We start from the raw sequence: 25,237 nt of genomic DNA, 5'->3' as shown, positions 1-25,237 counted from the left end.
TCGACCGTGCGCGGGAGTTACTCGGCCGGGGCGTGTCGGGGCGCCACCCACTCGGGAGCGCGCTGCAACGGTGGCCGCCCCGGCAGCACGACGTGCATCGACGTGCCGGGAGGTTGTCCGCCGGGCACCGTGTCCTCGATCCGCAGAGAACCGCCGTGCTTGAGCACGACCTGCTTCACGATCGCCAATCCGAGCCCCGAGCCAGACATCGACCGTGCGGTCGTCGACCGATAGAACCGCTCGAACACAAGCGGACGCTCCTGGGGCGGGATTCCCGGGCCGTAGTCGGAGACCACCAGCTCGGCATTCAACGCGTCGATCTGGGTCAGCCGCACGGTCACCAGTCCGCCGGGGGGACTCCACTTGGCGGCATTGTCGAGCAGGTTGAGCACGGCGCGACCCAAGCCGGCCTCGTCGCCGTAGACCAACCAGGGGGTAGTCGTCGCCTCGAACACAATGTCGTTGCGGCGGCGGCGAACCCGCTCCAGCGAACGGTCCACGATCTCGGCGACGTCAACCGACTCGTGCACGGTGACCCCGGCGTCGTCGCGGGTCAGGTCGACGAGATCTCCGACCAGCGTCGACAATTCCTCGATCTGCGCGATCACGTCGGCGCGCAGTTCGGCCATCTCCTCCTCCGGCAGCCGCGGCGCATCGGGCGCCATCGACGCCATCAGCAGTTCGACGTTCGTGCGCAACGACGTCAGCGGTGTGCGCAGTTCATGGCCGGCATCGGTGACCAGTCGGGCCTGCCGTTCCCGAGACTCTGCCAATGCGCGCAGCATCATGTTGAAAGCTTCTGTGAGACGGGCGAGTTCGTCGCTGCCGTACACCGGGATAGGCCGCAGATCGTCGGTGCGCGCGACACGCTCGGCGGCCTGAGTCAGCCGCGCCACCGGACGTAGGCCCGCCCGCGCAACCGCACCGCCCGCGATCGCGGCCACCGCCACACCGATTCCACCGACGATGATCAACACCGTGCTCAGTCGTCGGAGCAGCTGCGTGGTGGGCGCCATGCTCTTGGAGATCAGCAGGGAGCTGTCGTTGGACAGGTGCATCGCGAGAACCCGCTGATGATCGGCGGTGCGAAGCGACATGATCAGATCGCCTCGCAGCACAGCCTTTTCGGGATCACCCAGCGGCAGGGTCTGCCCCTGCTGATTGGCGGTGAAGATGGCCCGGCCGGGGATCACGAGCATCGCGTTGACGTCGGAGTACGCGGTGCCCTCAATGGCCTTACTCGGATCGGCTTGCAGCGAACCGCTTTCCATGAGCAGCCGGGCCCGGTTGCGCAGCTGGTTGTCGACGTCGTCGTACAACGCCCGGGACACCACAGCCCACACCGCCACCGCCATCAGGACGACGACCATCGCCACCATGGACATCGCCAGCAGCATCACGCGCCACCGCAGCGACACCGAACTGGTTCTCGACGGCGGGCGAGGCGATTCGGGTTGGGGCGCGGCCCCGTAACTCGGCGCAGACATCAGGGAGGCGTTTCGCGAAGCACATAACCCACCCCGCGCACGGTGTGGATCAGTCGCGGCTCTCCTTCGGCTTCGGTCTTGCGGCGCAGGTAACCGACGTACACCTCGAGGGCGTTGCCGGACGTCGGGAAGTCGAATCCCCACACCTCTTCGAGGATGCGGCTGCGCGTGAGCACTCGGCGCGGATTCGCGATGAGCATCTCGAGCAGCGCGAACTCGGTGCGGGTGAGGCTGATCTGGCGCTGGCCCCTGGTCACCTCGCGAGTGACCGGGTCCAGTGTCAGATCGGAGAAGGTCATCGCGGCCGACTCGGCACCGTTGTCGGGACCCGTACGGCGCAGCAGCGCCCGCATCCGGGCCAGCAGTTCTTCCAGCGCGAACGGCTTCGGCAGATAGTCGTCGGCGCCGGCATCGAGGCCCGCCACCCGCTCGGAGACCGAGTCACGCGCCGTCAGCACGAGGATCGGCAGGTCGTCGCCGGTGCTGCGGAGCTGACGGCACACCTCGAGACCGTCCAGCCGAGGCATCATCACATCCAGCACCAGGGCGTCGGGACGATCGCTGGCGATGCGATCCAATGCTTCGAGGCCGTCCCCGGCGAGTTCTACGGAGTAACCGTTGAAGGAAAGCGAACGGCGCAGCGACTCGCGCACCGCGCGATCGTCATCGACGACAAGTATGCGCACAGCCACAGTGTCAACCCCCTATCTGAGAGTGACCTGAGAGGCGCGCCGATGCCGCTGCGGTCGGCGACATCCGGTCCGGCGTTAGCGGCGGTCCAGGTCGATCAGGCCGAGGCGAGCGGCCTTGAGCAGCCGGCGCGGCACCTTGTGCTGCTGACCGGCGACGTTGACGCCCACGAGTTCCGTGCGCTTGGCCTTCCACTGCGCGCGCCGGCTACGGGTGTTCGCGCGCGACATCCTGCGCTTGGGCACAGCCATGGTCGAGATCTCCTCTTGAGGGGGTAAGTCTGGCGCCGCGCGCACGGTAGGCGACGGCAAGTGTTCTTCAGGATAGCCAACGACCTGCGTAGCCTCCAAAACAGCGGAATTTGATGGCCCGAACCTTGACGCGATACCGCCGGTCATCGTTAACCTACCGGTTGGTTGGCAGCGGCCGCGACGAAGGGAGCCCGCGTGACCTCTGCTCGTGGTCCGGTCCGCATCGGCAACTGCTCGGGGTTCTACGGCGACCGGCTCGCGGCCATGCGCGAGATGCTGACCGGTGGCGATCTCGACTACCTGACCGGCGATTATCTGGCCGAGCTCACGATGTTGATTCTCGCGCGCGATCGCGCGAAATCGGCCGACCGCGGCTATGCCAAGACGTTCCTGAGCCAGCTCGAGGAGTGTCTGGGCACCGCGCTCGACCGGGGTGTGCGCATCGTCACGAACGCCGGGGGCCTCAACCCCGCCGGGCTCGCCGTGGCGGTGCGTGCGCTCGCCGATCGGCTGGGGTTGACGGTCAACGTGGCGCACGTCGAGGGCGACGACCTGATCGGTCGTGCGGACGAGTTCGGCTTCGGGTCGGTTCTGGCCGCCAACGCCTACCTCGGCGCGTGGGGCATCGTCGACTGTCTCGAGGCGGGCGCCGATGTGGTCGTGACCGGACGCGTCACCGACGCATCCGTCACGGTCGGGCCGGCGGCCGCGCACCACGGCTGGAGCCGTTCGGACTACGACCCGCTCGCCGGTGCGATCGCGGCCGGGCACGTCATCGAGTGCGGCGCTCAGGCCACCGGCGGCAACTACGCGTTCTTCGCGCGGGACTTCCCCGACCTGGGCGCGTTGACCCACCCAGGCTTTCCACTCGCCGAGATCCACTCGGACGGATCGTCGGTCATCACCAAACACCCGGGCACCGGCGGCGCGGTCAACGTCGACACCGTCACCGCGCAACTGCTGTACGAGATCGGCGGTGCGCGCTACGCCAACCCCGACGCGACGCTGCGCGTCGACAGCATCGAGTTGTCTGAGGACGGGCCGGACCGCGTGCAGATCTCCGGCGTGCGCGGGGAACCCCCGCCGCCCACCCTGAAGGTGTCACTCAACGCCATCGGCGGCTTTCGCAACGAGATGACGCTGGTCCTCACCGGTCTCGACATCGAGGCCAAGGCCGAGTTGGTGCGGGGCCAGCTCGAGGCGGCACTGACGGTCAAGCCGGCCGAGCTGGAGTGGACGCTGGCGCGCACCGACCACGACGACGCCGACACGGAGGAGTCGGCCAGCGCGCTGCTGCGCTGCGTCGTACGCGATCCCGACCCAGACAATGTCGGTCGCCAATTCTCCTCGGCAGCGGTCGAACTCGCGCTGGCGAGTTATCCCGGCTTCCATGCCACCAGCCCGCCCGGTCAAGGTCAGGTCTACGGCGTGTTCAGGCCGGCGTTCGTCGCGGCCACGGAGGTGCCCCACGTCGCCGTGCACGCCGACGGTTCCCGTGTCGAGATACCGCCCGCGCAGGAAACCTTGGACCTTTCGCCGGTGCCGCCGTTCGCCCTACCGGAGCCGTTGCCGTTCGGTGAAACCCGACGCGCGCCGCTCGGCGTCATCGCCGGCGCCCGCAGCGGCGACAAGGGTGGCAGCGCGAACGTCGGCGTGTGGGTGCGCACCGACCAGCAGTGGCGTTGGCTCTCGCACACGTTGACGATCGACAAGCTGCGCGAGCTTCTGCCCGAGACAAGGGATCTCGAGGTCGCCCGGTATCTGCTGCCCAACCTTCGAGCGGTCAACTTCGTCATCGAGGGCATCCTCGGTGAGGGCGTCGCCTACCAGGCTCGGTTCGATCCCCAGGCGAAGGGGCTCGGCGAGTGGTTGCGCAGCAGACATGTCGACATTCCCGAGGAGCTGATGTCGTGAGCATGTGGCACACCCCCGAACGCGATCAGCTCCGCAAGACCGTGCGGACATTCGCCGAACGCGAGGTGCTCCCGCACGTCGACGCTTGGGAGCGCAACGGTGAGATACCGCGCGAGCTTCACCTGAAGGCGGGTGAGGCTGGCCTGTTGGGCGCCGGTTTTGCGGAGTCGGTCGGCGGTGGTGGCGGCGACGGCGCCGACGCCGTGGTGATCTGCGAGGAGATGCACTACGCCGGTTCTCCGGGCGGCGTGTCCGCCTCGCTGTTCACCTCGGGTATCGCGGTGCCGCACATGATCGCCTCCGGCGACGAGCGGCTGATCGACACCTATGTGCGGCCGACGCTGCGCGGGGAGAAGATCGGCAGCCTCGCAATCACCGAGCCCGGCGGCGGCTCCGACGTCGGGCACCTGACGACCAGAGCGATGCGAGACGGTGCCGATTACATCGTCAACGGTGCCAAGACCTACATCACGTCGGGCGTGCGCGCCGACTACGTCGTGACCGCGGTGCGCACCGGCGGGCCTGGCGCGGCCGGGATCTCGTTGATCGTGGTCGACAAGGACACCCCCGGATTTGAAGTCACCCGCAAACTCGACAAGATGGGCTGGCGCTCATCGGACACCGCCGAACTGTCCTACACCGACGTCCGCGTGCCCGCGGCCAACCTGGTGGGCACCGAGAACTCCGGCTTCCTGCAGATCGCGGCGGCGTTCGTCTCCGAACGGGTCGGGCTCGCCGCGCAGGCCTATGCCAGTGCACAACGCTGCCTCGACCTCGCCGTCGAGTGGTGCCGTAACCGCGAAACCTTTGGCCGGCCGCTGATCTCACGACAACAGGTCCAGAACACGCTCGCGGAAATGGCCCGGCGCATCGATGTCGCGAGGGTATACACACGCCACGTCGTCGAGCGGCAGATCTCCGGTGAGACCGACCTGATCGCCGAGGTGTGTTTCGCCAAGAACACCGCCGTCGAGGCCGGCGAGTGGGTGGCCAACCAGGCCGTGCAATTGTTCGGCGGGATGGGTTACATGGCCGAGTCGGAGGTCGAACGTCAGTATCGCGATATGCGGATTCTCGGAATCGGCGGCGGCACAACCGAGATACTGACTTCGTTGGCCGCCAAGACGTTGGGATTCCAGTCGTGACCGCTCTGCACTCCACACTCGACGCCGCATCGCCGTCCTTCGGCGAGGCGAAGACGGCGATGGCTGCCAAGCTCGCCGAGCTCGAGACCGAACACGCCAAGGCACTGGCCGGCGGCGGCGAGAAGTACGTGCAACGGCACCATGACCGCGGCAAACTGACCGCCCGGGAACGCATCGAGTTGCTCATCGATCCCGACTCACCGTTCCTGGAGTTGAGCCCGCTGGCCGCGTGGGGCAGCGACTTCACGGTCGGCGCCAGCCTGATCACCGGCATCGGCGCGGTCGAGGGCATCGAATGCCTCCTCGTGGCCAACGATCCCACCGTCAAGGGCGGCACCAGCAATCCGTGGACGCTGAAGAAGATGCTGCGTGCCAACCAGGTCGCGCTGGAGAACCGGCTTCCGCTGATCTCGCTGGTCGAGTCCGGCGGCGCCGACCTGCCGACGCAGAAGGAGATCTTCATCCCGGGCGGGCAGATGTTCCGCGACCTGACCAGGTTGTCGGCGGCCGGCATTCCGACGATCGCGCTGGTGTTCGGCAACTCGACGGCGGGTGGCGCCTACATCCCCGGCATGTCCGACCACGTCGTGATGATCAAGGAGCGGTCCAAGGTGTTTCTCGCGGGACCGCCATTGGTGAAGATGGCCACGGGCGAGGAAGCCGACGACGAGTCGCTCGGCGGTGCCGAGATGCACGCCCGCACATCGGGTCTGGCTGACTACTTCGCGCACGACGAACCCGATGCGATCCGGATCGGCCGGCGCATCGTCACCCGGCTGAACTGGCGCAAGCAGGGTCCGACCCCCGCGCCCGTTGTTGAGCCGCTCTACGACGCCGAAGAGCTGGTCGGCATCGTGCCGGCGGATCTACGCATCCCGTTCGACCCCCGCGATGTGATCGCCCGCGTCGTCGACGGCTCGGATTTCGACGAGTTCAAACCGATGTACGGCTCGTCGCTGGTGACGGGGTGGGCACGGCTGTACGGCTACCCGATCGGCATTCTGGCCAACGCCCGCGGCGTGTTGTTCAGTGAGGAGTCGCAGAAGGCCACCCAGTTCATCCAGCTCGCGAATCGCTCGAATACGCCACTGTTGTTCCTGCACAACACGACCGGGTACATGGTTGGGCGCAAGTACGAGGAAGGCGGCATGATCAAGCACGGCTCGATGATGATCAACGCCGTATCGAACTCAACCGTGCCCCACATCTCGCTGCTGATCGGCGCCTCCTACGGCGCGGGCCACTACGGCATGTGCGGGCGCGCCTACGATCCGCGCTTCCTGTTCGCCTGGCCGAGCGCCAAATCGGCGGTCATGGGCGGGACTCAGCTGGCGGGCGTTTTGTCGATCGTCAGCCGCGCCGCCGCCGAGGCGCGGGGCCAGGCCGTCGATGAGGACGCCGACGCCGCCCTGCGGGCCGCAGTTGAAGCGCAGATCGACGCCGAGTCGCTTCCGATGTTTCTGTCCGGCCGGCTCTACGACGACGGCGTGATCGATCCGCGCGACACCCGCACGGTCCTCGGAATCTGTTTGTCCGCCATCGCCAATGGCCCGATCGAGGGGACGTCGAACTTCGGCGTCTTCCGGATGTGAGCGTGATGATCACTCGAGTCCTGGTCGCCAACCGCGGCGAGATCGCCCGGCGGGTGTTCGCGACGTGCAGGCGGCTCGGCATAGGGACGGTCGCCGTCTACACCGATCCCGACGAGCACTCCCCGCATGTGGGCGAGGCCGATTCGCGGGTCCGCCTGCAGGGTCGCAGCGGATACCTCGACGCCGATCAGCTCATCGCTGCGGCGCGGGCATCGGGCGCCGATGCCGTCCATCCCGGTTACGGGTTCCTGTCGGAGAATGCCGAATTCGCGAGTGCGGTGCGCGACGCGGGCTTGACGTGGATCGGTCCACCTCCCGCAGCGGTGGCCGCGATGGGCAGCAAGATCGAGGCGAAGAAGATGATGGCCGCCGCGGGCGTACCCGTCCTTGACGAGCTGGACCCCGAGAGCGTGACCGCCGACCAACTGCCCGTGCTGATCAAGGCGTCCGCGGGAGGCGGCGGCCGCGGAATGCGAGTCGTGCGTGAGCTGTCGGAGTTGTCGACCCAGGTCGAGGCCGCGCGCCGGGAGGCGGCTTCCGCATTCGGCGACCCGACGGTGTTCTGCGAGCGCTACCTGGCCAGTGGCCACCACGTCGAGGTTCAGGTGCTTGCCGACGAGCACGACACCGTCTGGGCGGTCGGCGAACGTGAGTGCTCGATCCAGCGGCGCCATCAGAAGATCATCGAAGAGGCGCCCTCGCCGCTCGTCGAGCGCACACCGGGCATGCGCGCCAAGCTTTTCGATGCCGCGCGGCTGGCCGCGACCGCCATCGGCTACACCGGTGCGGGCACCGTCGAGTTCATGGCGGACGCTTCCGGGGACTTCTACTTTCTCGAGATGAACACCCGATTGCAGGTCGAACACCCCGTCACCGAGGAAACCACGGGCCTCGATCTCGTTGAGCTGCAGCTGCGGGTCGCCGACGGCGGCAGGCTCGACGCGGAGCCGCCGCCGTCACGGGGGCACGCCATCGAGGCCCGCCTCTACGCCGAGGATCCGGCGAAGGATTGGCAGCCGCAGGCCGGCACCGTGCACCGCTTCGAGGTCCCGGCCAGCGTCCGGGTGGATTCCGGAATCGTCGACGGCTCGACCGTGTCCATCTTCTACGACCCGATGCTGGCCAAGGTGATCTCCGCTGCGCCCGGCCGGCGGCAGGCGGCTGCCGTGCTCGCGGACGCGTTGACGCGCAGCCGCATTCACGGTGTGCGCACCAACCGTGACTTGCTGGTCAACGTATTGCGGCATCCGGCGTTCGTCGACGGTGCGACCGACACCGCCTTCTTCGACACGCACGGCCTCGCCGCGTTGGCCGCACCGCTCACCGACGCTTGCACGGTCGCATTGTCCGCGGTGGCCGCCGCGCTCGCCGATGCGGCCCAGAACCGCGGTGACGCTGCAGCATTCGCGGCCGCTCCCAGCGGGTGGCGCAATCTGGCGTCGGGTCACCAGGTCAAGCGGTACACGGACGCCGCGGGGACCGAACATGAGGTCCGCTACCGGTTCACTCGGCCGGGCCTCGAGTTGCCCGAACACGACGGCGTATCGCTCGTCTCCGCGACTCCGACCCGTGTCGTGTTGACTGTGACGGGCGTCGACCGGCCGTTCGAGGTGGCGCGGTATGGCCACGACGTTTTCGTCGACTCCCCTACGGGCTCGGTGCATCTCATTGCGGTACCGCGTTTCGGTGATCCCGATGACGCGGTCGCGCACGGTTCGCTGCTGGCGCCGATGCCTGGTTCGGTGCTGCGCGTGGGCGCGGCCGTCGGCGACACCGTCACCGCGGGCCAACCGCTGGTGTGGCTGGAGGCGATGAAGATGGAGCACACCATCACCGCGCCCAGCGACGGTGTGCTCGCCGAACTCAATGTCGAGTCCGGCCAACAGGTCGACGTCGGCTTCGTCATAGCCCGAGTCCTCGCCCAAGCCGAAGGAGAGCAGTGAGCAGTTTCGTCGAGACCGAAGAGCAGCAGGCATTACGCAAGTCGGTCGCCGCCATGGCAGCGAACTTCGGTCAGGACTACTACCTGGAGAAGGCCCGCGCCGATCAGCACACCGACGAATTGTGGTCGGAAGCAGGAAAACTCGGCTTCATCGGGGTGAACCTGCCCGAGGAGTACGGCGGCGGCGGCGCTGGCATGTCCGAGCTGTCCATCGTGATGGAGGAGATGGCGGCGGCGGGATGCCCGCTGTTGCTGATGGTGGTCTCCCCCGCGATCAACGGCACCATCATCGCGAAGTTCGGCACCGAGGACCAGAAGAAGCGTTGGCTGCCGGGTATCGCCGACGGTTCGATCACGATGGCGTTCGCGATCACCGAACCGGATGCGGGCTCCAACAGCCATCGCATCACCACCACCGCGCGTCGCGACGGCGGCGACTGGATCCTGTCGGGACAGAAGGTGTACATCTCGGGCGTCGACCAGGCCCAGGCCGTGCTCGTCGTCGGTCGGACGGAAGACCACAAGACCGGGAACCTCAAGCCGGCATTGTTCATCGTGCCCACAGACACAAAGGGTTTGAGCTGGACGAAGATCGAGATGGAGCTGGTCAGTCCGGAAAATCAGTTCCAGCTCTTCCTCGATGAGGTCCGGCTGCCCGGCGACGCCCTGGTCGGCTCCGAAGACGCCGCGATCGCGCAGCTGTTCGCCGGGCTGAATCCAGAGCGAATCATGGGCGCCGCCAGTGCGGTCGGCATGGGCCGGTTCGCGATCGACAAGGCCGTCGACTACGTCAAGACGCGGCAGGTGTGGAAGACACCGATCGGCGCCCACCAAGGGCTTTCGCATCCGTTGGCGCAGAACCACATCGAGATCGAGCTGGCGAAGCTGATGATGCAGAAGGCTGCCTGGCTCTACGACACCGGTGACGACATCGGCGCCGCCGAGGCCGCGAACATGGCCAAGTACGCCGCGGGCGAGGCGTCGGTGCGCGCGGTCGATCAGGCGGTGCAGTCGTTGGGCGGCAACGGGCTCACCAAGGAGTACGGCATCGCCGCCGCGGTGACGGCGTCGAAGCTCGCCCGCATCGCGCCGGTCAGCAGGGAGATGATCCTCAACTTCGTCGCGCAGACCTCGCTCGGACTGCCCCGGTCGTACTGATGGACACCTTCGTCAGGTACGCCGTCGACGGGCCGGTCGCCCGGCTGACCCTCGACTCGCCCGCCAATCGCAACGCGTTGTCGACCGCGCTTGTCGAACAGCTGCACCAGGGCTTCACCGACGCCGTCGCCGATCCGGGCGTACGGGTCGTCGTGCTCGGCCACACCGGCGGAACATTCAGCGCCGGTGCCGACCTGAGCGAGGCGGCGGGCCGCGAGCCGGGTGAGCTGGCCGTCGACCGCGCCCGCGAGATGACCCGTCTGCTGCGCCGCATCCTCGAGCTGCCGGTCCCGGTGGTCGGCGCCATCGACGGGCACGTCCGCGCCGGTGGCCTCGGCCTGGTCGGCGCATGCGACATCGTGTTCGCCGGCCGCCAGAGCACGTTCGCGCTGACCGAGGCGCGCATCGGCGTCGCGCCGTCGATCATCTCGCTCACCCTGTTGCCGAGGATGACCAGTCGCGCGGCGAGCCGCTATTTCGTGACCGGTGAGAAGTTCTCCGCCACGGAGGCCGCCGAGATGGGTCTGGTCACGATCGCCAGCGACGACGTCGATGCCGGCGTCGCCGACTTGACCGCGGCGATCGCCAAGGCATCGCCGCAGGGACTGGCGACGTCCAAAGCGTTGGTCACCGCGCCCATCCTGGAGTCGTTCGACCGGCATGCCGACGAACTCACCGCGCAGTCCGCCGAGTTGTTCGTCTCCGAAGAGGCCCGCGAGGGCATGCTCGCGTTCCTCGAGAAGCGGGAGCCGAGGTGGACGCGCTCGGTTGAGTCCTAAGACACGGTCGGTTGTTCCGACGGCTCCCGGCGCGAACTCGGTGCTGCCCGTCTAGTTCTCAACTGTCCGGGCAGACGCTCAAGCGTTTCCCATGGCACGAACGCGAGATACAACACGAACATCGCGACGCTGAAAAATGCGACGTTGAGGTTGACCATGATTGTCAGGTGCATCACGACGCCCGCGGCAAGCACCCAGAACCGCCACCGCCTGCTCCACACGAGTACCGCCAGCGCCAGTTCGATCAACAGGGTGCCCCACGTCAGAACGTTGATCAGAACCGCGTTGGCGGCCAACCACTCCGGGGCGGGCAGCAGCGCCCATCGGCCGTCGGTGCCCCATGCGTAGAACACCGCCGAGCCGTCCACCCAGGTCTTGTTCGCCAGCTTCGCCTGCACCGTTGCCAGGTAGATGATCGACATTTGAATCTGCAGCAACCGGACGGGCCATACCGCCCTAGTCTCGGCGGACCAGAACGAACCGGTCCGCCTGCGTTGATCAAGCGACAGGGCCGCGCCGCATGAGCAGAGCGCCAGGATCAGAGCGATGACGATGAGAATGGAGTCGCCGGCGTTGAAGTAGTAGTCGCCCCGGCGCACAAACGACTGCAGCAGCACGAAAACCAGAACCGCCGCCACGCGGCTGTGCCAACCCACCGTCATCGCGATGGCCGACACTAAAAGCAGCACCCACCCGACGAGAAGCGCGGTGTCGCCCGGCCACACCTCGAAGACGCTCCACTGAAAATTGATCTCGGGGTGCTCGGGCGTCACGCCGTCCGCCCCGAAGACCGCGAACAGATCGGGCAGCAACACCAGGCTCCAGGCGAGGACGGCCAACCCGGATCCGATCCGCACAAGGCCGAGCGTGTAGACCGGCTCAGCGGTGAAGAAAAAATCGTTCCAATGATCGACCGACGAGCCTAGCCGTGTTCGAAATGCACTTCGTGTTCTCATCGCGAGCCCGTCAAGTTCTCTTGGTACAGAAGTTTGGAAGCGGTCGGGCGTCGTGTCTCGCCCTCCTCTTCACCCGGCGCCGTCAGCGTCTCGGTGTGCAGCAACATCGCGACGGAGACAGGTTCATCGTCGGGCTGACTCAGTCTGGCGACCACCCAGTGCGCCAGCTGTCTGCGGAAGTCGGGATTCAGTACGGCGGCATACCTGAGCAACAGCCAGCGATCCCACCAACCGACACCCTCGGCGCCGGGCTCGAAGTTCCATACGCGAGTCTGCCCATCGGCGAAGCGCACCTGGACGTCGACGCTGTCCTGCCGCCTGCTCGGGTTGGCGTACATCGCCCAACTCTGGTCGAGCGCGGCAGGCACCGCGACCGGCTCGACGACCGGCAACAACTCCCGCTTGATCGGCGAGTCGGGCAGGTTGCACACGACTCCGACGGTCACGAACAGCGCCATGCCCACGCTGATGACCGCCTTGCCCAGCGACGAGTCCTCAAACCGCCGCTGGAGGCTGCCGGCGCCGCGCGCGCGTGGGTGGCGGTCCTGCTCCTGGTGTTCGTCTGGCGTCACCGTCACCCGCTCTCGCCCTTTCGTCGGGAACACAGTAATTCACCTCGTGGCTTTTGCCCCGGCGTCGCGGCGCCACGGGGTGCTGCGTCGACGGGAGGTCTCGACCCGGGGGAATTAGGCTGACTGCTGATGGCACGCACGGTTCTCGTCACAGGAGCCACCGGCACGCTGGGCCATCGCGTCGTGCCCGAAGCGATCGCAGCGGGCCACGAGGTGCGGGCGCTGAGCCGCAAAGCCCACGTGGGATACACCGGCGTGCACTGGGCGCAGGCAGACCTGTTGACGGGGACGGGGCTGGACGCCGCCGTCGACGGCATCGAGGTCGTGATCAACTGCGCGACGCAGCCGACCGGCGACAAGGACATCACCGCGATGCGCAACCTCGTCGAATCGGCCCGGCGGGCCGGCGTCGCTCACATCGTGCACGTGTCGATCGTCGGCATCGACCGCATCCCGCTGCCTTACTACCGCACCAAGCTGCGCGCCGAACAGGTTCTGGAATCGTCGGGGATCGGCCACACCGTGCTGCGTGCGACTCAGTTCCACGACCTGATCCGCACCATCTTCGCACTGCAGAGGTACTCGCCGGTGCTGTGGGCCTTCCGCGGGGTGCGCTTCCAGCCGATCGACACGGCCGACGTCGCAGCACGGCTGGTCGAATTGGCCGACGCCGCACCCGCCGGGCGAGCGCCCGACATGGGCGGTCCGGCGGTGCACACCCATACGGACCTGGCACGCATGTACCTCGAGGCATCGGGGAGCCGGCGCCGAGTGCTCGCGCTACCCGTTCCGGGGCGGATCGGACGGGAGCTCAGAGCGCGCGCCAACCTGGTCCCGCAGAACCGGGTCGGCTCGGTCGGCTTCGCCGAGTTCCTGGCATCCCGGCAATAAGTTTGGCCATCTACATTCTTCGCCGTAGCGAGTCAGGGCACAGTTTGGCCTACTTGCTTGCATGTGCCACGGTTCGTCGTACGCTCGTATCCGATGAGCAATCCAGCGTCGCGGAGCCGTTCGATGCGTGCTGCTGACACCGATCGAATCCAGGTGGCACAGCTGCTCACTGACGCCGCCGCACAGGGCCGGCTTCAACTCAACGAGTATGAGGACCGGCTGACCAGGGCATATGCCGCGCAGACCTACGACGAGCTGGATCGGTTGTCCGCGGATCTGCCGGGTGCGATCACCCGGGGACGCAGCGGCGGCCCGTGCCGGCCCGCGCCGTCGACGATGCTGCTGGCGATCATGAGCGGCTTCGAGCGCCGCGGCCGCTGGAACGTGCCCAGACGGATGACGACATTCGCTCTTTTTGGCGGCGGTGTGCTGGATTTGCGATACGCCGACTTCACGTCGCCGGAGGTGGAAATCCACTCGTATTCGATCTTCGGCGGTCAGACCATCCTGATCCCGCCGGAGGTCAACGTCGACCTTCGCGGTGTCGGCGTGATGGGGAGCTTCGACCACTCCGTCGACGGCGAGGGCTCACCCGGGGCGCCGTGCGTGTGCATCCGCGGCTTCTCCCTGTGGGGCCGCGTCGGCGTCAAGCGCAAGAAGCGTAAGTCCGCCTAGCATCCTTGCTCAGCGGCGTCGACGCGACCGCAGATAGTCGCCGACGACCGCGGCGCCCAGCCCGTCGAGGTCCGGCACCACCACGCGCCCCTCGACCCGGCGTGCCACCTGATCGATGAACCGCGCCAGCCCCGGGTCGTTGCCGAGTCGGAAGATCGTCACCTGCGCGCCCAACGCGGCGACCTCATCGAAGCCCTTCACCGTGTGGGCGATCGTCCGCGGATGCGGCGGGTAATCGAAGAACACAGCAGAACAGGCGTCGTCGTTCGCCGAACTCTCGAGGTGCGCCGTCGGCTCGCCATCGGTGACGACGAGCACCACCGGCTGGGCATTGGGGTGACGGCGCAGGTGCCGCCCGGCCAACGCCAGCGCGTGGTGCAGGTTGGTGCCCTGCTCGTACACGCCCTCCAGGCCGGTGAGCTCGGCGGCGGTCACGGTTCGCGCGTAGCGGCCGAACGCGATGATCTGCAGCGCGTCGGACCGGAAGCGCGTGCTGACGAGATGGTTGAGCGCCAGCGCGGTGCGCTTCATCGGCAACCACCGGTTCTCCATCACCATCGAGAACGAGGTGTCGACCAGCAGCGCGACCGCCGCCTGGGTCCGCGTCTCCGTCTCGGAGATCTCGACGTCCTCAACCGTGATGCGAATCGGACGCTCAGCGACCCCCGTCCCGGCCTGACGCAGCACCGCGTTGGTGAGGGTGCGGGTCACGTTCCACGGTTCGGTGTCACCGAATGCCCACGGCCGGGTCGCGCCCGTCAGCTCACCCGCCGCACCGGCCCGGCGAGTGTCACGCTCCCCGTGCCGGCCCGAAAGCTGTTGCGCCACATCGCGTAATGCGGTCTGTCCGAGCTGGCGCATGGCCTTGGGCGACAGCCGCCACTGCCCGTCGGACCCGCGGTCCAGAAAACCCTGGTCCATCAGGGCCCGCTCCAGCTCGGCCAGTGTGCGCGCGTCGACCGCGGCGTCCTCGCCCAGCTGGCGGGCCAGCATGTCGAGGTCGACGTCCTCCATCGTGGCGCCGGCGTAGCTCTGCGACAGTTCCTCGGCCAGCTGCTCCAGTTCGGCGATGTCCTGCATCGCCTGCGCACCCTCCCCCATGCCCAGCGGATTGTCGCCGGAGAAGTTCGACGAGCCGGTCCAGTCCTCGCCGGGCCGTGCGGCTTGCAGGTGGGCGTCGAGCCGGTTGAGCGCGTTCATCAGCGACGGCGAGCCGAATGCCTGCTGCGCCAACGAATCCAGCTCGGCGCGCTGCTCCGCGCTCAGGCTGTTGCGGAACCGCTGAGCGGCGGCCGCACGCTGGGCCAGTGAGTCCAGCAGTTCGTCGACGTTGCGCGGGTTCTCCGGGAAGAACTCGCCGTGCTTGTTCATGAAGCTTTCGAAATCTTGTTGGGTGTCTTCGCCTTTGGCGTGCTTGTCGAGCAGGTCGTTGAGGTCGTCGAGCATCTCGTTGACGCGTTGACGGTCCTCGTCGGTGGCGTTCTCGAGCGCCTCCTTCATCCCGGCGAAGCGCTGGTCGAGCATCTCGCGACCGAGCAGATCCTTGATCTGGTCGTACTTCTCGCGCCCCTCGGGGCTGCGCCACTCGTAGTCGGCGAGTTCCTGCACGGCCTTGGCCGGCGACGCCGGCAGGTTCTCGATGCGCATCTCCTGAAACCGCGCGTCGTCGTCGAGCGCACGGGCCAACTCTTTGCGCTCGGCCAGCACCGCTTCGTCGAGGAGCTTCTTGATTTCGGCCAGCGTGCCGTCGAGGTTGTTGCGCTGCAACAACTCCCGGCGACGACGATTGGCTTCGGCGGCGAGCTTGTCGGCGCCGCGCATGTTCTTGGTGCCGCGGCGCAACATCTCCGACAGCGCCCGACGCGGCGAACTGCCCTCCATCACGTCCTGACCGATCTGCTCGAGCGCCTCGCGCAAGTCGATCGGGGGCGCCAGCGGGTCGGGCCCGCCGGTGTATCGCGAATACCGCGAGACGTGTCTAGCCATAAGTCGTTTCGCCCTCGTCCGACACCTTGTCGATCCGCTTCGCCAGATACAGCGCCTCGAGTGCCAGCTCGACCGCGGCGGCCCGCTGTCCGTCGGTCGTCGCATCGAGCCGCTTCTGGATCTCGGCGATCGCGGGCACCTCGGGAACCGCGGCCAGCACGTCGCGGGCCGAGACCCGCTCTCCGGTCGTGACGGCCGAACCGTTCTCGATCGCGACCACCAGCGGTCCGACGTCGATACCGCCCAGCAGCCGCTGGGCGGTATCGGCGGTGGCCCGGCGCAGCAGATGCTCGAGCACCGCCTGCTCGCGGCCCTCCTCGCCGGTCTCGAACTCGAGCTTGCCGCGCAGCACGTCGACGACCGAGCCCAGGTCGACCACGCGGGCCACCGACTCCTGCTCCCCGAGCACCGCAGACCGGTGACGGGCGGCCGCCGCGACGGTCTCGGCCCCGGCGATCGCGAAGCGCGCCGAGACCCCGGAGCGCTGGTCGATCGAGCGCGACTCACGCAGATAGCGCGCGAACCGGGCCAGCACCTGGATCAGGTACTCGGGCACCTCGGCGGCCAGGTGCGCTTCCTGCGTGATGACCCCGACCTCCGCATCGAGCTCCAGCGGATAGTGCGTGCGGATCTCGGCTCCGAACCGGTCCTTTAGCGGCGTGATGATCCGGCCGCGGTTGGTGTAGTCCTCCGGGTTGGCGCTGGCCACGACGAGCACGTCGAGCGGCAGCCGCAACGTGTAACCGCGCACCTGGATGTCGCGCTCCTCCATCACGTTGAGCATCGACACCTGGATCCGCTCGGCGAGGTCGGGCAGTTCGTTGATCGCGACGATGCCGCGGTGCGCCCTCGGGATCAGCCCGTAGGCGATGGTTTCCGGGTCCCCGAGGCTGCGGCCCTCGGCCACCTTGATGGGGTCGATGTCGCCGACCAGGTCGGCCACGCTGGTGTCGGGGGTGGCCAGCTTCTCGGTGTAGCGCTCGCTGCGGTGCCGCCAGGCGATCGGCAGGTCGTCACCCGAGTCGGCCACACGCCGGATCGACTCGGGGGTGATCGGGCTGTACGGGTGCTCACCCAACTCCGACCCGGCGATCACCGGCGTCCACTCGTCGAGCAGGCCGGTCAGCGCGCGCAGCAGGCGCGTCTTGCCCTGCCCGCGTTCGCCGAGCAGCACGACGTCGTGGCCGGCGATCAGCGCCCGCTCGAGCTGCGGAATGACGGTGTCCTCGAAACCGAGGATCCCGGGCCACGCGTCACGTCCCTCCGCCAACGCGGCCAACAGGTTTTCCCGGATTTCTTGCTTGACGCCCCGTTCGCGATGGCCGGATGCCCTCAGCTCGCCGACGGTGCGGGGTAGATCTTGGGGTTGAGTCACCACTCCACGCTACGACTTGTCCCGCGACGGTGCGTGTCCCCCGCTGGTCGACGCCGTTGTTTCGTCAGATTTTCCGCACGCTGGCGGCGGCTCAACCCGCCGACGGCGGCAACAGCTGGAACCCGTCGAGAATGGCCGTGCTGTCCCGTTGATACGTCGGGTCATCGGGATCGAGCGTCTGGGCGGTGACGCTGACCGCGAAGGTCTTGCCCTCGGCACGCATCACCGCGCCGAGTGCGACGGCCGGATGCGGCGCCACGTTCCCCATCGTCGGCATGCGGTATTCGAACATCCGGGCGGGCATCCCGCACAGCGTGCGCTCGCTGACACGGACATCCGTCGCGCCGATGCCGGACTCGAGCGCATCGCGCATGTTGGTGAACACCAGGTTCGAGTCCTGCGCGCCCGGCGCGCTCTCGAGCGTGACCACGACGTTCGGGGTGAACCCCGCCGACGTGAGCTCGTCATTGCGCATGGCGAAGCGGATCAGTTCCGAATCCATCAGCGTGGTCCGCTTCCATCCCGGGGGCGTCGGGATCTTCATCACCGGCTCGTTGTCGTTCCTGGCCGGAATCGTCGTCAGCGGCTCGTCGACGGTTTCGCACTGTGACGAGTCGGACCCGACGGAGTCGGCCGCCGCGGTCAGGTCGGCCCCGGCGACCGCGCGGGCATCGTCGACGACCCTGGTGCACGAGACAATCAGGACCGTCGTCGCCGCCAACACGAGCGTGACGGCACGCGACGCAGAAACCATGGTGTGGAACATAACGGCCTCCGGCCGTCGAGGGCGGTTTTCACGTGCCTCTCACTGGATAAGCCTGCCTCCAGCCCACCTTCGAGGCGGGCGCCGCCCAGTCACGTAGCCAACAGCGCGGAGACCGCCGATGGGTCTTTATAGTAGACGTCCAACTCGACGATCTTGTCGGCACGCACCCGGTAGATCTCGACCAGGTTCATGGTCACCCTGCGCCCGGACCGTGCCGTGAAGGTGAGCGCAAAGCGCGACACCACGGTGTCGTCGTTGAGGGACTCCTGCCGGATCGGGCCGCGGGTCAGCTGCAGATCCCGCGTCATCTCCGACAGCAGAGCGCGGAAGCCGGCCGGACCGTGGTAGTCGCCGCTGTAGGGAAGCCCGCCCGCCTCGTGAAGCACGAAGCCATCGTCGAGGACGCCGCAGGCGCCATCCAGGTTCCCGTCGTGCAGTGCAACGCTGAACCGGCGCACGACCTCGAGGGGTGAGGCGCTCATTCCCATCGGGATCGGATCTGCGCCAGGGCTGACGTACTGCGTTATGCGTGGGATTCCGTCGATGAGGCGAAGGTATTTCGGTATCGACTCGCGCACCCACTCGGTCTCCCCGTGCGCGGCGCAGGCGGCCTGATCGGCGTAGACCTCGACAACGACGTACTCCTCCGGCCGCTCGACGCTGCGCGCGAAGCCGTAGTGGACGACGCCGCGCTCCTCGTTCGACTTCGCCGCGACGTAGTGCATCAGCTCCTCGAACGCATCGGCGTTGGCTTGCGACACCTGCAGATTCGCGATGAACGTGATCATCAGCCTGCCTTCGCCGGCTCGCCGATGACATGATGGGCGGTGTTCAGCCGGGCGGCGGCCGATTCGATGGTCCGGCGCACGCCATCCCGTACCGACACCTTGTTGGGGCCGAGCAGTTCGACCATCTTGGCAGTGTCCGCCCAGATCGGCCACGCCTTGCTGTTCTCGACGAAAGTCGGTTTCTTGCCCAGGATTTCGCCCGCGATCTGGCAATACTCCTGCGTCGTCACGGCCTCGGTGCCGCCGATGTTGACGATCTCGGCTCCGACCTTCGCGATACCCGCTGCGGCGATGGTCTTTTCGACATAGTCGTCCTCGTAGAGCGGGGTGTGGACGTTGCGCACACCGGGATAGACGCTCACGGGCTCGTCGCGGATGATCTGGTCGATGCGCTGGGTGACACCGCCGCCGCGGGGTCCGTAGAAGGAGAAGATTCGCACGATCACCGTCGGCAGTTCGTAGTCGACACTGAGATGTTTGAGCAGGAACTCGGCCGCGATCTTGCTGGCCGCGTAATTCTCCGCCGAGCTGTGCAGCCCGTAGGGGTCGTCCTCGCGCAGCGGACGCTCACCCTGGTACTGGTAGAGAGATCCGGTGCTGCCGTGCACGAACGCCTCGCAATCCCGGTAGCGCCGGGCGAGCCGGCCCGCGGCGCCGGCGTTGACCTCGTAGGCGGTCGCTTGGGTGGGCGGCAGCACCGCGTAGTTGATGACGATGTCGACCGACTCCGGCAGTTTCGAGAGGTCCGGGTCGGCGAGGTCGAAGGCGATCGGGTGTGCGCCGGCCTCTTCGAGCATCCGGCTCTGCCGCGGGTCGGAGAACCGCGCGACCGCGAAGACCTCGTTCGATTTCGCGAGTTCGACCGCCACCGGGAAGGCGACCACGCCGCTCGCCCCGGTCACCAGCACGCGTTTGCCCGAAATGTGTGTCATGGCCTCCTCTTTCGTGCCAGTGTCACTGCGGCGGCGCGCAGCCTGGTTGCGCCGTGCAACGTCAGCAACGGCGTGACGAGATCCTCCCGCAGCCGGGTCAACCTCCAGGTGGCCAACCGCCAGCCGTCATCGTCCTTGCGGTACGTCTCGTGGTAATGGCCATAACCGTGAAGCGTGACCGCGGGCAGCAGACGCACGACGTCGTTGAGGGACCACACGCCACGCGCGGTCGTCGGTGAGGTCAGCGTGATCTCGGGGGCGTGCACGTGGTGCACCGTGGTCTGGCTTGGCCGCCCGAGCGTGCTCCGGGTGTAGGCGATGAATTCATCAGCGCCATTGAGGACGCGATCGCCGAGTTCGGCGACGAGGTCCGGGGCGAACAACGTCCGCCAGGCCGTCCAGTCCTTGGCGTCCAGGTAGCGGCAGTAGCGCGCCTTCAACTGCTTGATCGACTCCACGGCGACAAGAGCGCCGGCGTCATCCATCGCCGGTCGCGGCCTGCATCGCGTCGGCTTCGTAGCTGCCCATGAACTCCATCGGAACGCCGCCCATGGTGCAGAAGAACAGGTCGACGCCCGGCATCCCGGTGTCGAGGACGGTCACGTCATCGGTGTGGGCACGCGCCCTCTCCTGCGCGGTGGCGTAGTCGTCAGTCAGAAACGACAGTGCTGCAAGGCCTTCCGGCGCTACGGCGCGCAGATGTTCGGGAACGTCGAGCACCTCGATGAGTCCGGCTGTGCCGGTGCCGAGGATTGTCACGTCGGCCCCGTCCGATGGTGGCCAGCCCAAAGTCGCCTCGAGCACGTCACCGGGGACGCGAAAGTGATGCTGCACCTCCATGCCGACGACGTCGGTCAGGAATCCGATGAACGTATCCGCGGAATGGCTACGCATGACGACGTGATGGAGTTGGTTGGGCAACGGGACGCCTTCCTCCTAGCGGGCATCGCCATGCTAGTCAGCGGTGCGACCCCGCCGTGGTGTTTTCGGCGACTTTTTTCCCGAACAGAAACAAATCTCCAGCCCGGCGATCACCACGTCGAGGTTGAACTCCAATTGCCCCACGCCGCCGTCTCGGTCGGCGATCACTTGACGCAGCAGCGGAAAGTCGCCCGCTTCGGCGCCATGCAGAGCGTTCGCCACATCGGATACGTTGGGGTGCACGCGAATTCCCGCCGACAACACGGCTTCCCGGCCGGCCGCGTGCCCCAACTCGCTGACCAGTCGAAGTACGCGGCCCGCCTCGTCCACCGTGCATCCCGCGTCGACGAGAACCTGCAGCACATGTTCCACCGGTGCCAGCGCGCCCAATCCCGTTGCGGGCAGCCGAAAGTAGGGTGCCAGCACCCCCAGTTTCAGCACCGCGTCGCGCAGCGCCGCGGCGTAGCCGCGCAAGACGTCCTGCCAATCACCGTCGGAGGGCAGTGCAACACGGCTGAGTTCGGATTCGAAGACGTCGACGGCCACGAGTTCACGCAGCGCATCCCGATCGCCCACGTGGTAGTTGAGCGCCTTGGGGTCGACACCGAGGACGTCGGCGACCGCCTGCATCGTCAACGCTTCGGGCGCCACGGTCCGTGCGGCCGACACGATGCGTTCCCGGCTGATCTGCCGGGGCCTCCCTCGTGCCTTCACCAGGACGACTATAGGGACGGCTTGCGCGCGGCAGGTGTCAGTGCGCGAAGTGGCGTGCCCCGGTGAGATACAGCGTGATACCCGCCTTGGCCGCGGCTTCGGTCACCTGATCGTCGCGCACGGAGCCACCCGGGTGGACGATCGCCTTCACACCGCCTTCGGTCAGCACCTCGAGGCCGTCGGGGAACGGGAAGAAGGCGTCGGAGGCGGCGACGGCGCCGCGCACCCGGTCGCCGGCCCGCTGCACCGCGAGCCTCGCCGCGTCGACGCGGTTCACCTGGCCCATACCGACGCCGACGGTGGCGCCGTCCGCGGCGACGACGATCGCGTTCGACTTCACCGCCCGGCACACGCGCCAGGCGAACTTCAGGTCTGCCAGTGTCGCGGGATCGGCCGGCTCACCGGTGGCCAGCGTCCAGTTGAGCGGATCGTCGCCGTCGGCGGTGAACTCGTCGCGCTGCTGGACCAACAGCCCGCCGCTGATCTGGCGGAATTCGGTGCCGCCGGGTTGCGGCTCGGAGGCCACCAGCACTCGGATGTTCTTCTTTCGGGTCAGCACCTCCACCGCGCCGGGTTCGTAGGCGGGCGCGATGATCACCTCGGTGAAGATGTCGGCGACGGTCTCGGCCATTTCGACCGATACCGCCGTGTTGGCCGCGATCACCCCGCCGAACGCCGACAGCGGATCGCATTCGTGGGCTTTGCGGTGCGCGTCCGCAACGGACTGCGACGAGATCGCGATGCCACATGGGTTGGCGTGCTTGATGATCGCCACGCAGATCTCGGCGTGGTCGAAGGCGGCCCGCCATGCGGCGTCGGCGTCGGTGTAGTTGTTGTAGGACATCTCCTTGCCGTGTAACTGCTCGGCCTGCGCGAGGCCCGGCCACGCGGCGTCGTTGCGATAGAGCGCCGCCTGCTGATGCGGGTTTTCGCCGTACCGCAACACGGCGCTGCGCTGCCACGTGGCGCCGACCCAGCCCGGCAGGGGACTCTCCGACCGCTCCGGCGCCAGCACCGAACCCATCCAGGACGCGACGGCGACGTCGTACTCCGCGGTGTGCCGAAACGCCAGCGATGCCAGCCTCTTTCGTTCATCGAGGGTGAATCCGCCCGCGCGGACCGCGGCGAGCACGCCGTCGTATCCCAGTGGGTCGACGACCACTGCGACGCTTGGGTGGTTCTTCGCGGCGGCCCGCACCATGGAGGGGCCGCCGATGTCGATCTGCTCGACGCATTCGTCGATGGTCGCGCCTGAGGCGACGGTCTCGGCGAACGGATACAGGTTGACCACGACGAGCTCGAACGCCTCGACGCCCAGTTCGCTCAGGGCCGAGACGTGTTCGGGTTTGCGCTGATCGGCGAGCAGGCCGGCGTGCACATGCGGGTGCAGCGTCTTGACGCGCCCGTCGAGCACCTCGGGGAAACCGGTGACCTCTTCCACCGGGGTCACCGGGACACCCGCTGCGGCAATGGTTTTCGCTGTCGACCCGGTGGATACGATGCTGACGCCCGCCTCGTGCAGGCCGCGGGCCAAATCGGCGAGGCCCGTCTTGTCGTAGACGCTGATCAGCGCCCGCCGAATCGGCCGCTTGCCCTCGGTCATCCCAATGTCGCCTTTCGTCCGGTCCAGGTCACGCCGCGGACTGCCACCGCGGCAAGTACTTCCGCCAGAAGTCGCCGCTCGACGACTTTGATCCGTTCGTGCAGCGTCGCCTCGTCGTCGTCGTCGAGGACGGGTACCGCCTCCTGGGCCAACACCGGCCCGGTGTCGGTTCCCGCATCGACCAGGTGCACGCTGCAGCCGGTCACCTTGACGCCGTAGGCGAGCGCGTCGGCCACCGCGTGCGCGCCGGGGAAGGCGGGCAGCAACGCGGGGTGCGTGTTGATGATGTGCCCCATGAACCGCGAAAGAAAATGCGGTCCAAGGATTTTCATGAATCCCGCGGATACGATCAGGTCGGGCTCATGTGCGGCGGTGGCCTCGGTGATTGCGACGTCCCACGCCTCCCGGTCGGGATAGTCGCGCAGCCGCACGGTGTAGGAGGGAACCGAGGCGGCCGAGGCGATGTCGACCGCCGGGCAGTCGCGGTCGACACCGACCGCGACGATCGATGCGGGGTACTCGCCCGCCGTGGCATCCAACAGCGAACGCAGCAGCGAACCGGTGCCCGACGCCAGCACGACGACCCGTGCAGGAACCTTCGGCGGTACGCGGAGGGGTTGCTGCACGCCTGGCAGCCTAATGGGTGCCCGGCGGGCCGTCGTCGTCCGCCATGAAGTGCTCTTCGGGGTCCTCGACGACGTCGTTCGGGTTCGGCCGCGGCTCGACCCGACCGGCGGCTTCCGTGTCCGGCGCACCGGCGGGCTCCTCGTCGGCGGGCCCGGGTTCGAGGTCCTCGGGTTCGACGTCCTGGGGTTGGAGCTCCTCGGGTTCGACGTCCATTGGCTCGAGGTCCTCGGGTTCGACGTCCTCGGGTTCGGGCTCCACGTCGGCGGCGTCGTCGTCCTCGACGTGATCCTCGAGGATGGCCCTGGGCACCCTCGGCCTACGGGCCACGCCGCCCGCCATCACCACAGTCAGCGCACCGATTCCGGCGAACCACAGGAACACCGCGGGCCCGAACGTCGCCTGATCCACTCCGACGTCGCCGAAGTTGCCCAGCCGTCCGCCGCCGGCATAGCCGAGCAGGGCCACGGTGAGCGCCGAAAGCGCGGACGCGACGAGGAGCTTGGCCAGCGCCGGGCCGAGCGGAACGGGGCGTCGCGCACACTGCTGCCCCACCGCCACCGCCGCAGCCGCCGCGACGATGAGCAGCGCCACCCACACCGGCCCCAGTGGCGGCGTCGGCACCGCCGCCAGGATCGGCAGTGCCGGGATGTCGCCGCCGAACACCGTGAACGAACTGAAGGTCGCGAGCCCGACGTGCGCGCTGGACCCGACCGCCACCGCCGACGTGCCGACCAGCACGTTCGGGATGTACAGCACCGATAACACCGTCAGGCTCAACTGACCGAACATCGAGTCGGTGATCGAGTAGAGATCGTGCATCGTCGACCAGTGCACGACCATCGATCCGGCCATCACCACGCCGGAGAGCCCCGCCAAGGCGAGCACGCCCGCGGCCGCGGCGCGGAACGCATCCGGAAGCCATGTGGGCAGCGAGGCGTCGGCCATCACCCGCCTGCCGAGCCGGGATCCGACCCCCACCGCCGCACCGATCGCGTGCACGGCGAGCACGCCGCCGAAAGCGCGTAACGCGTGCGGGGTCTGGAGCTGGGTGAGCACCGAAGCGGCGTCGTGGACCACGGCCAGCGCGATCGCGGCGATCAACAACGGCCCGCCCAGCGCCGAGGCAACCACCCAGCGCGTCACGAACCACGAACCGTTCGGGCTGGTGGCGGCGGCCGTCGTGCGGGCGGTGCCCCACACCATCGCGAGGGCGGGCAGCAACGGCATCACGCCGAGCTCGGCGCCGCCGATCGACACCGGCACCAGGTGCACGCCGAGCCACATGCTGGCGATCGCGCCGAGCGCGCCGGTCATGTCGCTGTTCGCGATCAGCAGTTGCAGCAGCACGACGGCCGCGATGATGACGAGCGCCACCAACGACGGCCCGAACGCGACCCGAAGGAGCTCACGCGCCTGGCGTGCGCCGACTGGCCGTTGATCCACTGGTTGAGCCGCTCCTCAGTCAGGCTGCCG

General features: G+C 67.7%; 24 protein-coding genes. 8 read left to right on the top strand and 16 right to left on the bottom strand.

Annotation, left to right across the window (positions count from 1 at the left end; genetic code table 11):
• Positions 1–17: 17 nt before the first annotated feature.
• The 3 genes from A5752_RS15425 to rpmF all read right to left on the bottom strand — a co-directional run bounded on the left by A5752_RS15425 (position 18) and on the right by rpmF (position 2,428).
• A complete protein-coding gene (locus A5752_RS15425) occupies positions 18–1,487 on the bottom strand; it encodes a HAMP domain-containing sensor histidine kinase (protein ID WP_067087125.1) in 1,470 nt (489 codons plus the stop codon).
• Positions 1,487–2,173, bottom strand: a complete 687-nt coding sequence (locus tag A5752_RS15420; protein ID WP_067087122.1) for a response regulator transcription factor — start codon at positions 2,171–2,173, stop codon at positions 1,487–1,489. The genes A5752_RS15425 and A5752_RS15420 overlap by 1 nt, the downstream gene beginning before the upstream one ends.
• Positions 2,174–2,254: 81 nt before the next feature.
• Entirely contained in the window at positions 2,255–2,428 is a 174-nt protein-coding gene (gene rpmF, locus A5752_RS15415; RefSeq protein WP_064350598.1) for a 50S ribosomal protein L32, read from the bottom strand.
• Between the two features lie 195 nt (positions 2,429–2,623).
• On the opposite strand from rpmF, the gene A5752_RS15410 reads away from it, so the two are divergent.
• The 6 genes from A5752_RS15410 to A5752_RS15385 are packed head-to-tail and all read left to right on the top strand — an operon-like array spanning position 2,624 to position 10,958.
• Positions 2,624–4,342 (top strand): acyclic terpene utilization AtuA family protein, encoded by a 1,719-nt coding sequence (locus A5752_RS15410; protein ID WP_067087207.1) that lies wholly within the window; start codon positions 2,624–2,626, stop codon positions 4,340–4,342.
• Complete coding sequence (locus A5752_RS15405) at positions 4,339–5,487, top strand: acyl-CoA dehydrogenase family protein (protein WP_067087120.1); 1,149 nt, start codon at positions 4,339–4,341, stop codon at positions 5,485–5,487. Before A5752_RS15410 ends, A5752_RS15405 begins: the two co-directional genes overlap by 4 nt.
• A complete protein-coding gene (locus tag A5752_RS15400; protein ID WP_067087117.1) occupies positions 5,484–7,079 on the top strand; it encodes an acyl-CoA carboxylase subunit beta in 1,596 nt (531 codons plus the stop codon). Before A5752_RS15405 ends, A5752_RS15400 begins: the two co-directional genes overlap by 4 nt.
• A gap of 5 nt (positions 7,080–7,084) precedes the next feature.
• A complete protein-coding gene (locus A5752_RS15395; protein WP_067087204.1) occupies positions 7,085–9,022 on the top strand; it encodes an ATP-binding protein in 1,938 nt (645 codons plus the stop codon).
• On the top strand, positions 9,019–10,179 hold the full coding sequence (locus A5752_RS15390) for an acyl-CoA dehydrogenase family protein (protein WP_067087113.1): 1,161 nt from the start codon (positions 9,019–9,021) through the stop codon (positions 10,177–10,179). Before A5752_RS15395 ends, A5752_RS15390 begins: the two co-directional genes overlap by 4 nt.
• Positions 10,179–10,958 (top strand): enoyl-CoA hydratase family protein, encoded by a 780-nt coding sequence (locus A5752_RS15385; RefSeq protein WP_067087110.1) that lies wholly within the window; start codon positions 10,179–10,181, stop codon positions 10,956–10,958. The genes A5752_RS15390 and A5752_RS15385 overlap by 1 nt, the downstream gene beginning before the upstream one ends.
• Here the strand turns inward: A5752_RS15385 and A5752_RS15380 are convergent.
• Both A5752_RS15380 and A5752_RS15375 read right to left on the bottom strand, forming a co-directional pair.
• Complete coding sequence (locus A5752_RS15380) at positions 10,955–11,815, bottom strand: HTTM domain-containing protein (protein ID WP_231983426.1); 861 nt, start codon at positions 11,813–11,815, stop codon at positions 10,955–10,957. The genes A5752_RS15385 and A5752_RS15380 overlap by 4 nt on opposite strands.
• A 95-nt stretch (positions 11,816–11,910) precedes the next feature.
• Complete coding sequence (locus tag A5752_RS15375) at positions 11,911–12,492, bottom strand: hypothetical protein (RefSeq protein ID WP_067087104.1); 582 nt, start codon at positions 12,490–12,492, stop codon at positions 11,911–11,913.
• 123 nt (positions 12,493–12,615) lie between these two features.
• Here A5752_RS15375 and A5752_RS15370 point away from each other — a divergent pair, with 123 nt between their 5' ends.
• The gene (locus A5752_RS15370) at positions 12,616–13,377 is read left to right on the top strand and encodes an SDR family oxidoreductase (RefSeq protein WP_067087102.1); all 762 of its coding nucleotides are present in this window, start codon (positions 12,616–12,618) and stop codon (positions 13,375–13,377) included.
• Positions 13,378–13,470: 93 nt separating this feature from the next.
• Positions 13,471–14,052 (top strand): DUF1707 SHOCT-like domain-containing protein, encoded by a 582-nt coding sequence (locus tag A5752_RS15365; protein WP_067087099.1) that lies wholly within the window; start codon positions 13,471–13,473, stop codon positions 14,050–14,052.
• 9 nt (positions 14,053–14,061) lie between these two features.
• Here the strand turns inward: A5752_RS15365 and A5752_RS15360 are convergent, their stop codons facing one another.
• From A5752_RS15360 to A5752_RS15310, 11 genes are all read right to left on the bottom strand, one after another.
• Complete coding sequence (locus A5752_RS15360) at positions 14,062–16,038, bottom strand: vWA domain-containing protein (RefSeq protein ID WP_067087096.1); 1,977 nt, start codon at positions 16,036–16,038, stop codon at positions 14,062–14,064.
• Positions 16,031–17,413, bottom strand: coding sequence for a sigma 54-interacting transcriptional regulator (locus A5752_RS15355; RefSeq protein ID WP_067087201.1), 1,383 nt, complete (start codon positions 17,411–17,413; stop codon positions 16,031–16,033). Before A5752_RS15355 ends, A5752_RS15360 begins: the two co-directional genes overlap by 8 nt.
• Positions 17,414–17,504: 91 nt before the next feature.
• Positions 17,505–18,167, bottom strand: coding sequence for a hypothetical protein (locus A5752_RS15350; RefSeq protein WP_067087199.1), 663 nt, complete (start codon positions 18,165–18,167; stop codon positions 17,505–17,507).
• Positions 18,168–18,268: 101 nt separating this feature from the next.
• Positions 18,269–18,967 (bottom strand): nuclear transport factor 2 family protein, encoded by a 699-nt coding sequence (locus A5752_RS15345; RefSeq protein WP_067087094.1) that lies wholly within the window; start codon positions 18,965–18,967, stop codon positions 18,269–18,271.
• On the bottom strand, positions 18,967–19,899 hold the full coding sequence (locus A5752_RS15340; RefSeq protein ID WP_067087091.1) for an NAD-dependent epimerase/dehydratase family protein: 933 nt from the start codon (positions 19,897–19,899) through the stop codon (positions 18,967–18,969). Before A5752_RS15340 ends, A5752_RS15345 begins: the two co-directional genes overlap by 1 nt.
• Positions 19,896–20,384, bottom strand: coding sequence for a nuclear transport factor 2 family protein (locus tag A5752_RS15335; protein WP_067087088.1), 489 nt, complete (start codon positions 20,382–20,384; stop codon positions 19,896–19,898). The genes A5752_RS15340 and A5752_RS15335 overlap by 4 nt, the downstream gene beginning before the upstream one ends.
• Positions 20,377–20,820: a VOC family protein gene (locus A5752_RS15330; RefSeq protein ID WP_067087086.1), complete on the bottom strand. Its 444-nt coding sequence runs from the start codon at positions 20,818–20,820 to the stop codon at positions 20,377–20,379. The genes A5752_RS15335 and A5752_RS15330 overlap by 8 nt, the downstream gene beginning before the upstream one ends.
• A gap of 33 nt (positions 20,821–20,853) precedes the next feature.
• Positions 20,854–21,534 (bottom strand): TetR/AcrR family transcriptional regulator C-terminal domain-containing protein, encoded by a 681-nt coding sequence (locus A5752_RS15325; RefSeq protein WP_067087084.1) that lies wholly within the window; start codon positions 21,532–21,534, stop codon positions 20,854–20,856.
• A 37-nt stretch (positions 21,535–21,571) separates the two neighbouring features.
• Positions 21,572–23,137 carry a bifunctional phosphoribosylaminoimidazolecarboxamide formyltransferase/IMP cyclohydrolase gene (gene purH, locus A5752_RS15320; protein WP_067087080.1) on the bottom strand — a complete coding sequence of 522 codons (1,566 nt, stop codon included), beginning with the start codon at positions 23,135–23,137 and terminating at the stop codon, positions 21,572–21,574.
• Positions 23,134–23,763 carry a phosphoribosylglycinamide formyltransferase gene (gene purN, locus A5752_RS15315; RefSeq protein WP_067087077.1) on the bottom strand — a complete coding sequence of 210 codons (630 nt, stop codon included), beginning with the start codon at positions 23,761–23,763 and terminating at the stop codon, positions 23,134–23,136. Before purN ends, purH begins: the two co-directional genes overlap by 4 nt.
• 10 nt (positions 23,764–23,773) lie before the next feature.
• Positions 23,774–25,207 carry a cell division protein PerM gene (locus A5752_RS15310; RefSeq protein WP_067087074.1) on the bottom strand — a complete coding sequence of 478 codons (1,434 nt, stop codon included), beginning with the start codon at positions 25,205–25,207 and terminating at the stop codon, positions 23,774–23,776.
• Positions 25,208–25,237: the final 30 nt, after the last annotated feature.

It is taken from the genome of Mycobacterium sp. 852002-51961_SCH5331710 (assembly GCF_001665535.1).
GTDB lineage: Bacteria > Actinomycetota > Actinomycetes > Mycobacteriales > Mycobacteriaceae > Mycobacterium.
This window is presented reverse-complemented; position numbering and strand designations above follow the sequence as displayed.

Bases quoted from the DNA above. Each gene is read 5' to 3' on its own strand.
- A5752_RS15425 (WP_067087125.1), bottom strand. From the start codon at position 1,487: ATGTCTGCGCCGAGTTACGGGGCCGCGCCCCAACCCGAATCGCCTCGC.
- rpmF (WP_064350598.1), bottom strand. From the start codon at position 2,428: ATGGCTGTGCCCAAGCGCAGGATGTCGCGCGCGAACACCCGTAGCCGG.
- A5752_RS15395 (WP_067087204.1), top strand. From the start codon at position 7,085: ATGATCACTCGAGTCCTGGTCGCCAACCGCGGCGAGATCGCCCGGCGG.
- A5752_RS15385 (WP_067087110.1), top strand. From the start codon at position 10,179: ATGGACACCTTCGTCAGGTACGCCGTCGACGGGCCGGTCGCCCGGCTG.
- A5752_RS15370 (WP_067087102.1), top strand. From the start codon at position 12,616: ATGGCACGCACGGTTCTCGTCACAGGAGCCACCGGCACGCTGGGCCAT.
- A5752_RS15365 (WP_067087099.1), top strand. From the start codon at position 13,471: ATGAGCAATCCAGCGTCGCGGAGCCGTTCGATGCGTGCTGCTGACACC.
- A5752_RS15360 (WP_067087096.1), bottom strand. From the start codon at position 16,038: ATGGCTAGACACGTCTCGCGGTATTCGCGATACACCGGCGGGCCCGAC.
- A5752_RS15350 (WP_067087199.1), bottom strand. From the start codon at position 18,167: ATGGTTTCTGCGTCGCGTGCCGTCACGCTCGTGTTGGCGGCGACGACG.
- A5752_RS15345 (WP_067087094.1), bottom strand. From the start codon at position 18,967: ATGATCACGTTCATCGCGAATCTGCAGGTGTCGCAAGCCAACGCCGAT.
- A5752_RS15340 (WP_067087091.1), bottom strand. From the start codon at position 19,899: ATGACACACATTTCGGGCAAACGCGTGCTGGTGACCGGGGCGAGCGGC.
- A5752_RS15335 (WP_067087088.1), bottom strand. From the start codon at position 20,384: ATGGATGACGCCGGCGCTCTTGTCGCCGTGGAGTCGATCAAGCAGTTG.
- purH (WP_067087080.1), bottom strand. From the start codon at position 23,137: ATGACCGAGGGCAAGCGGCCGATTCGGCGGGCGCTGATCAGCGTCTAC.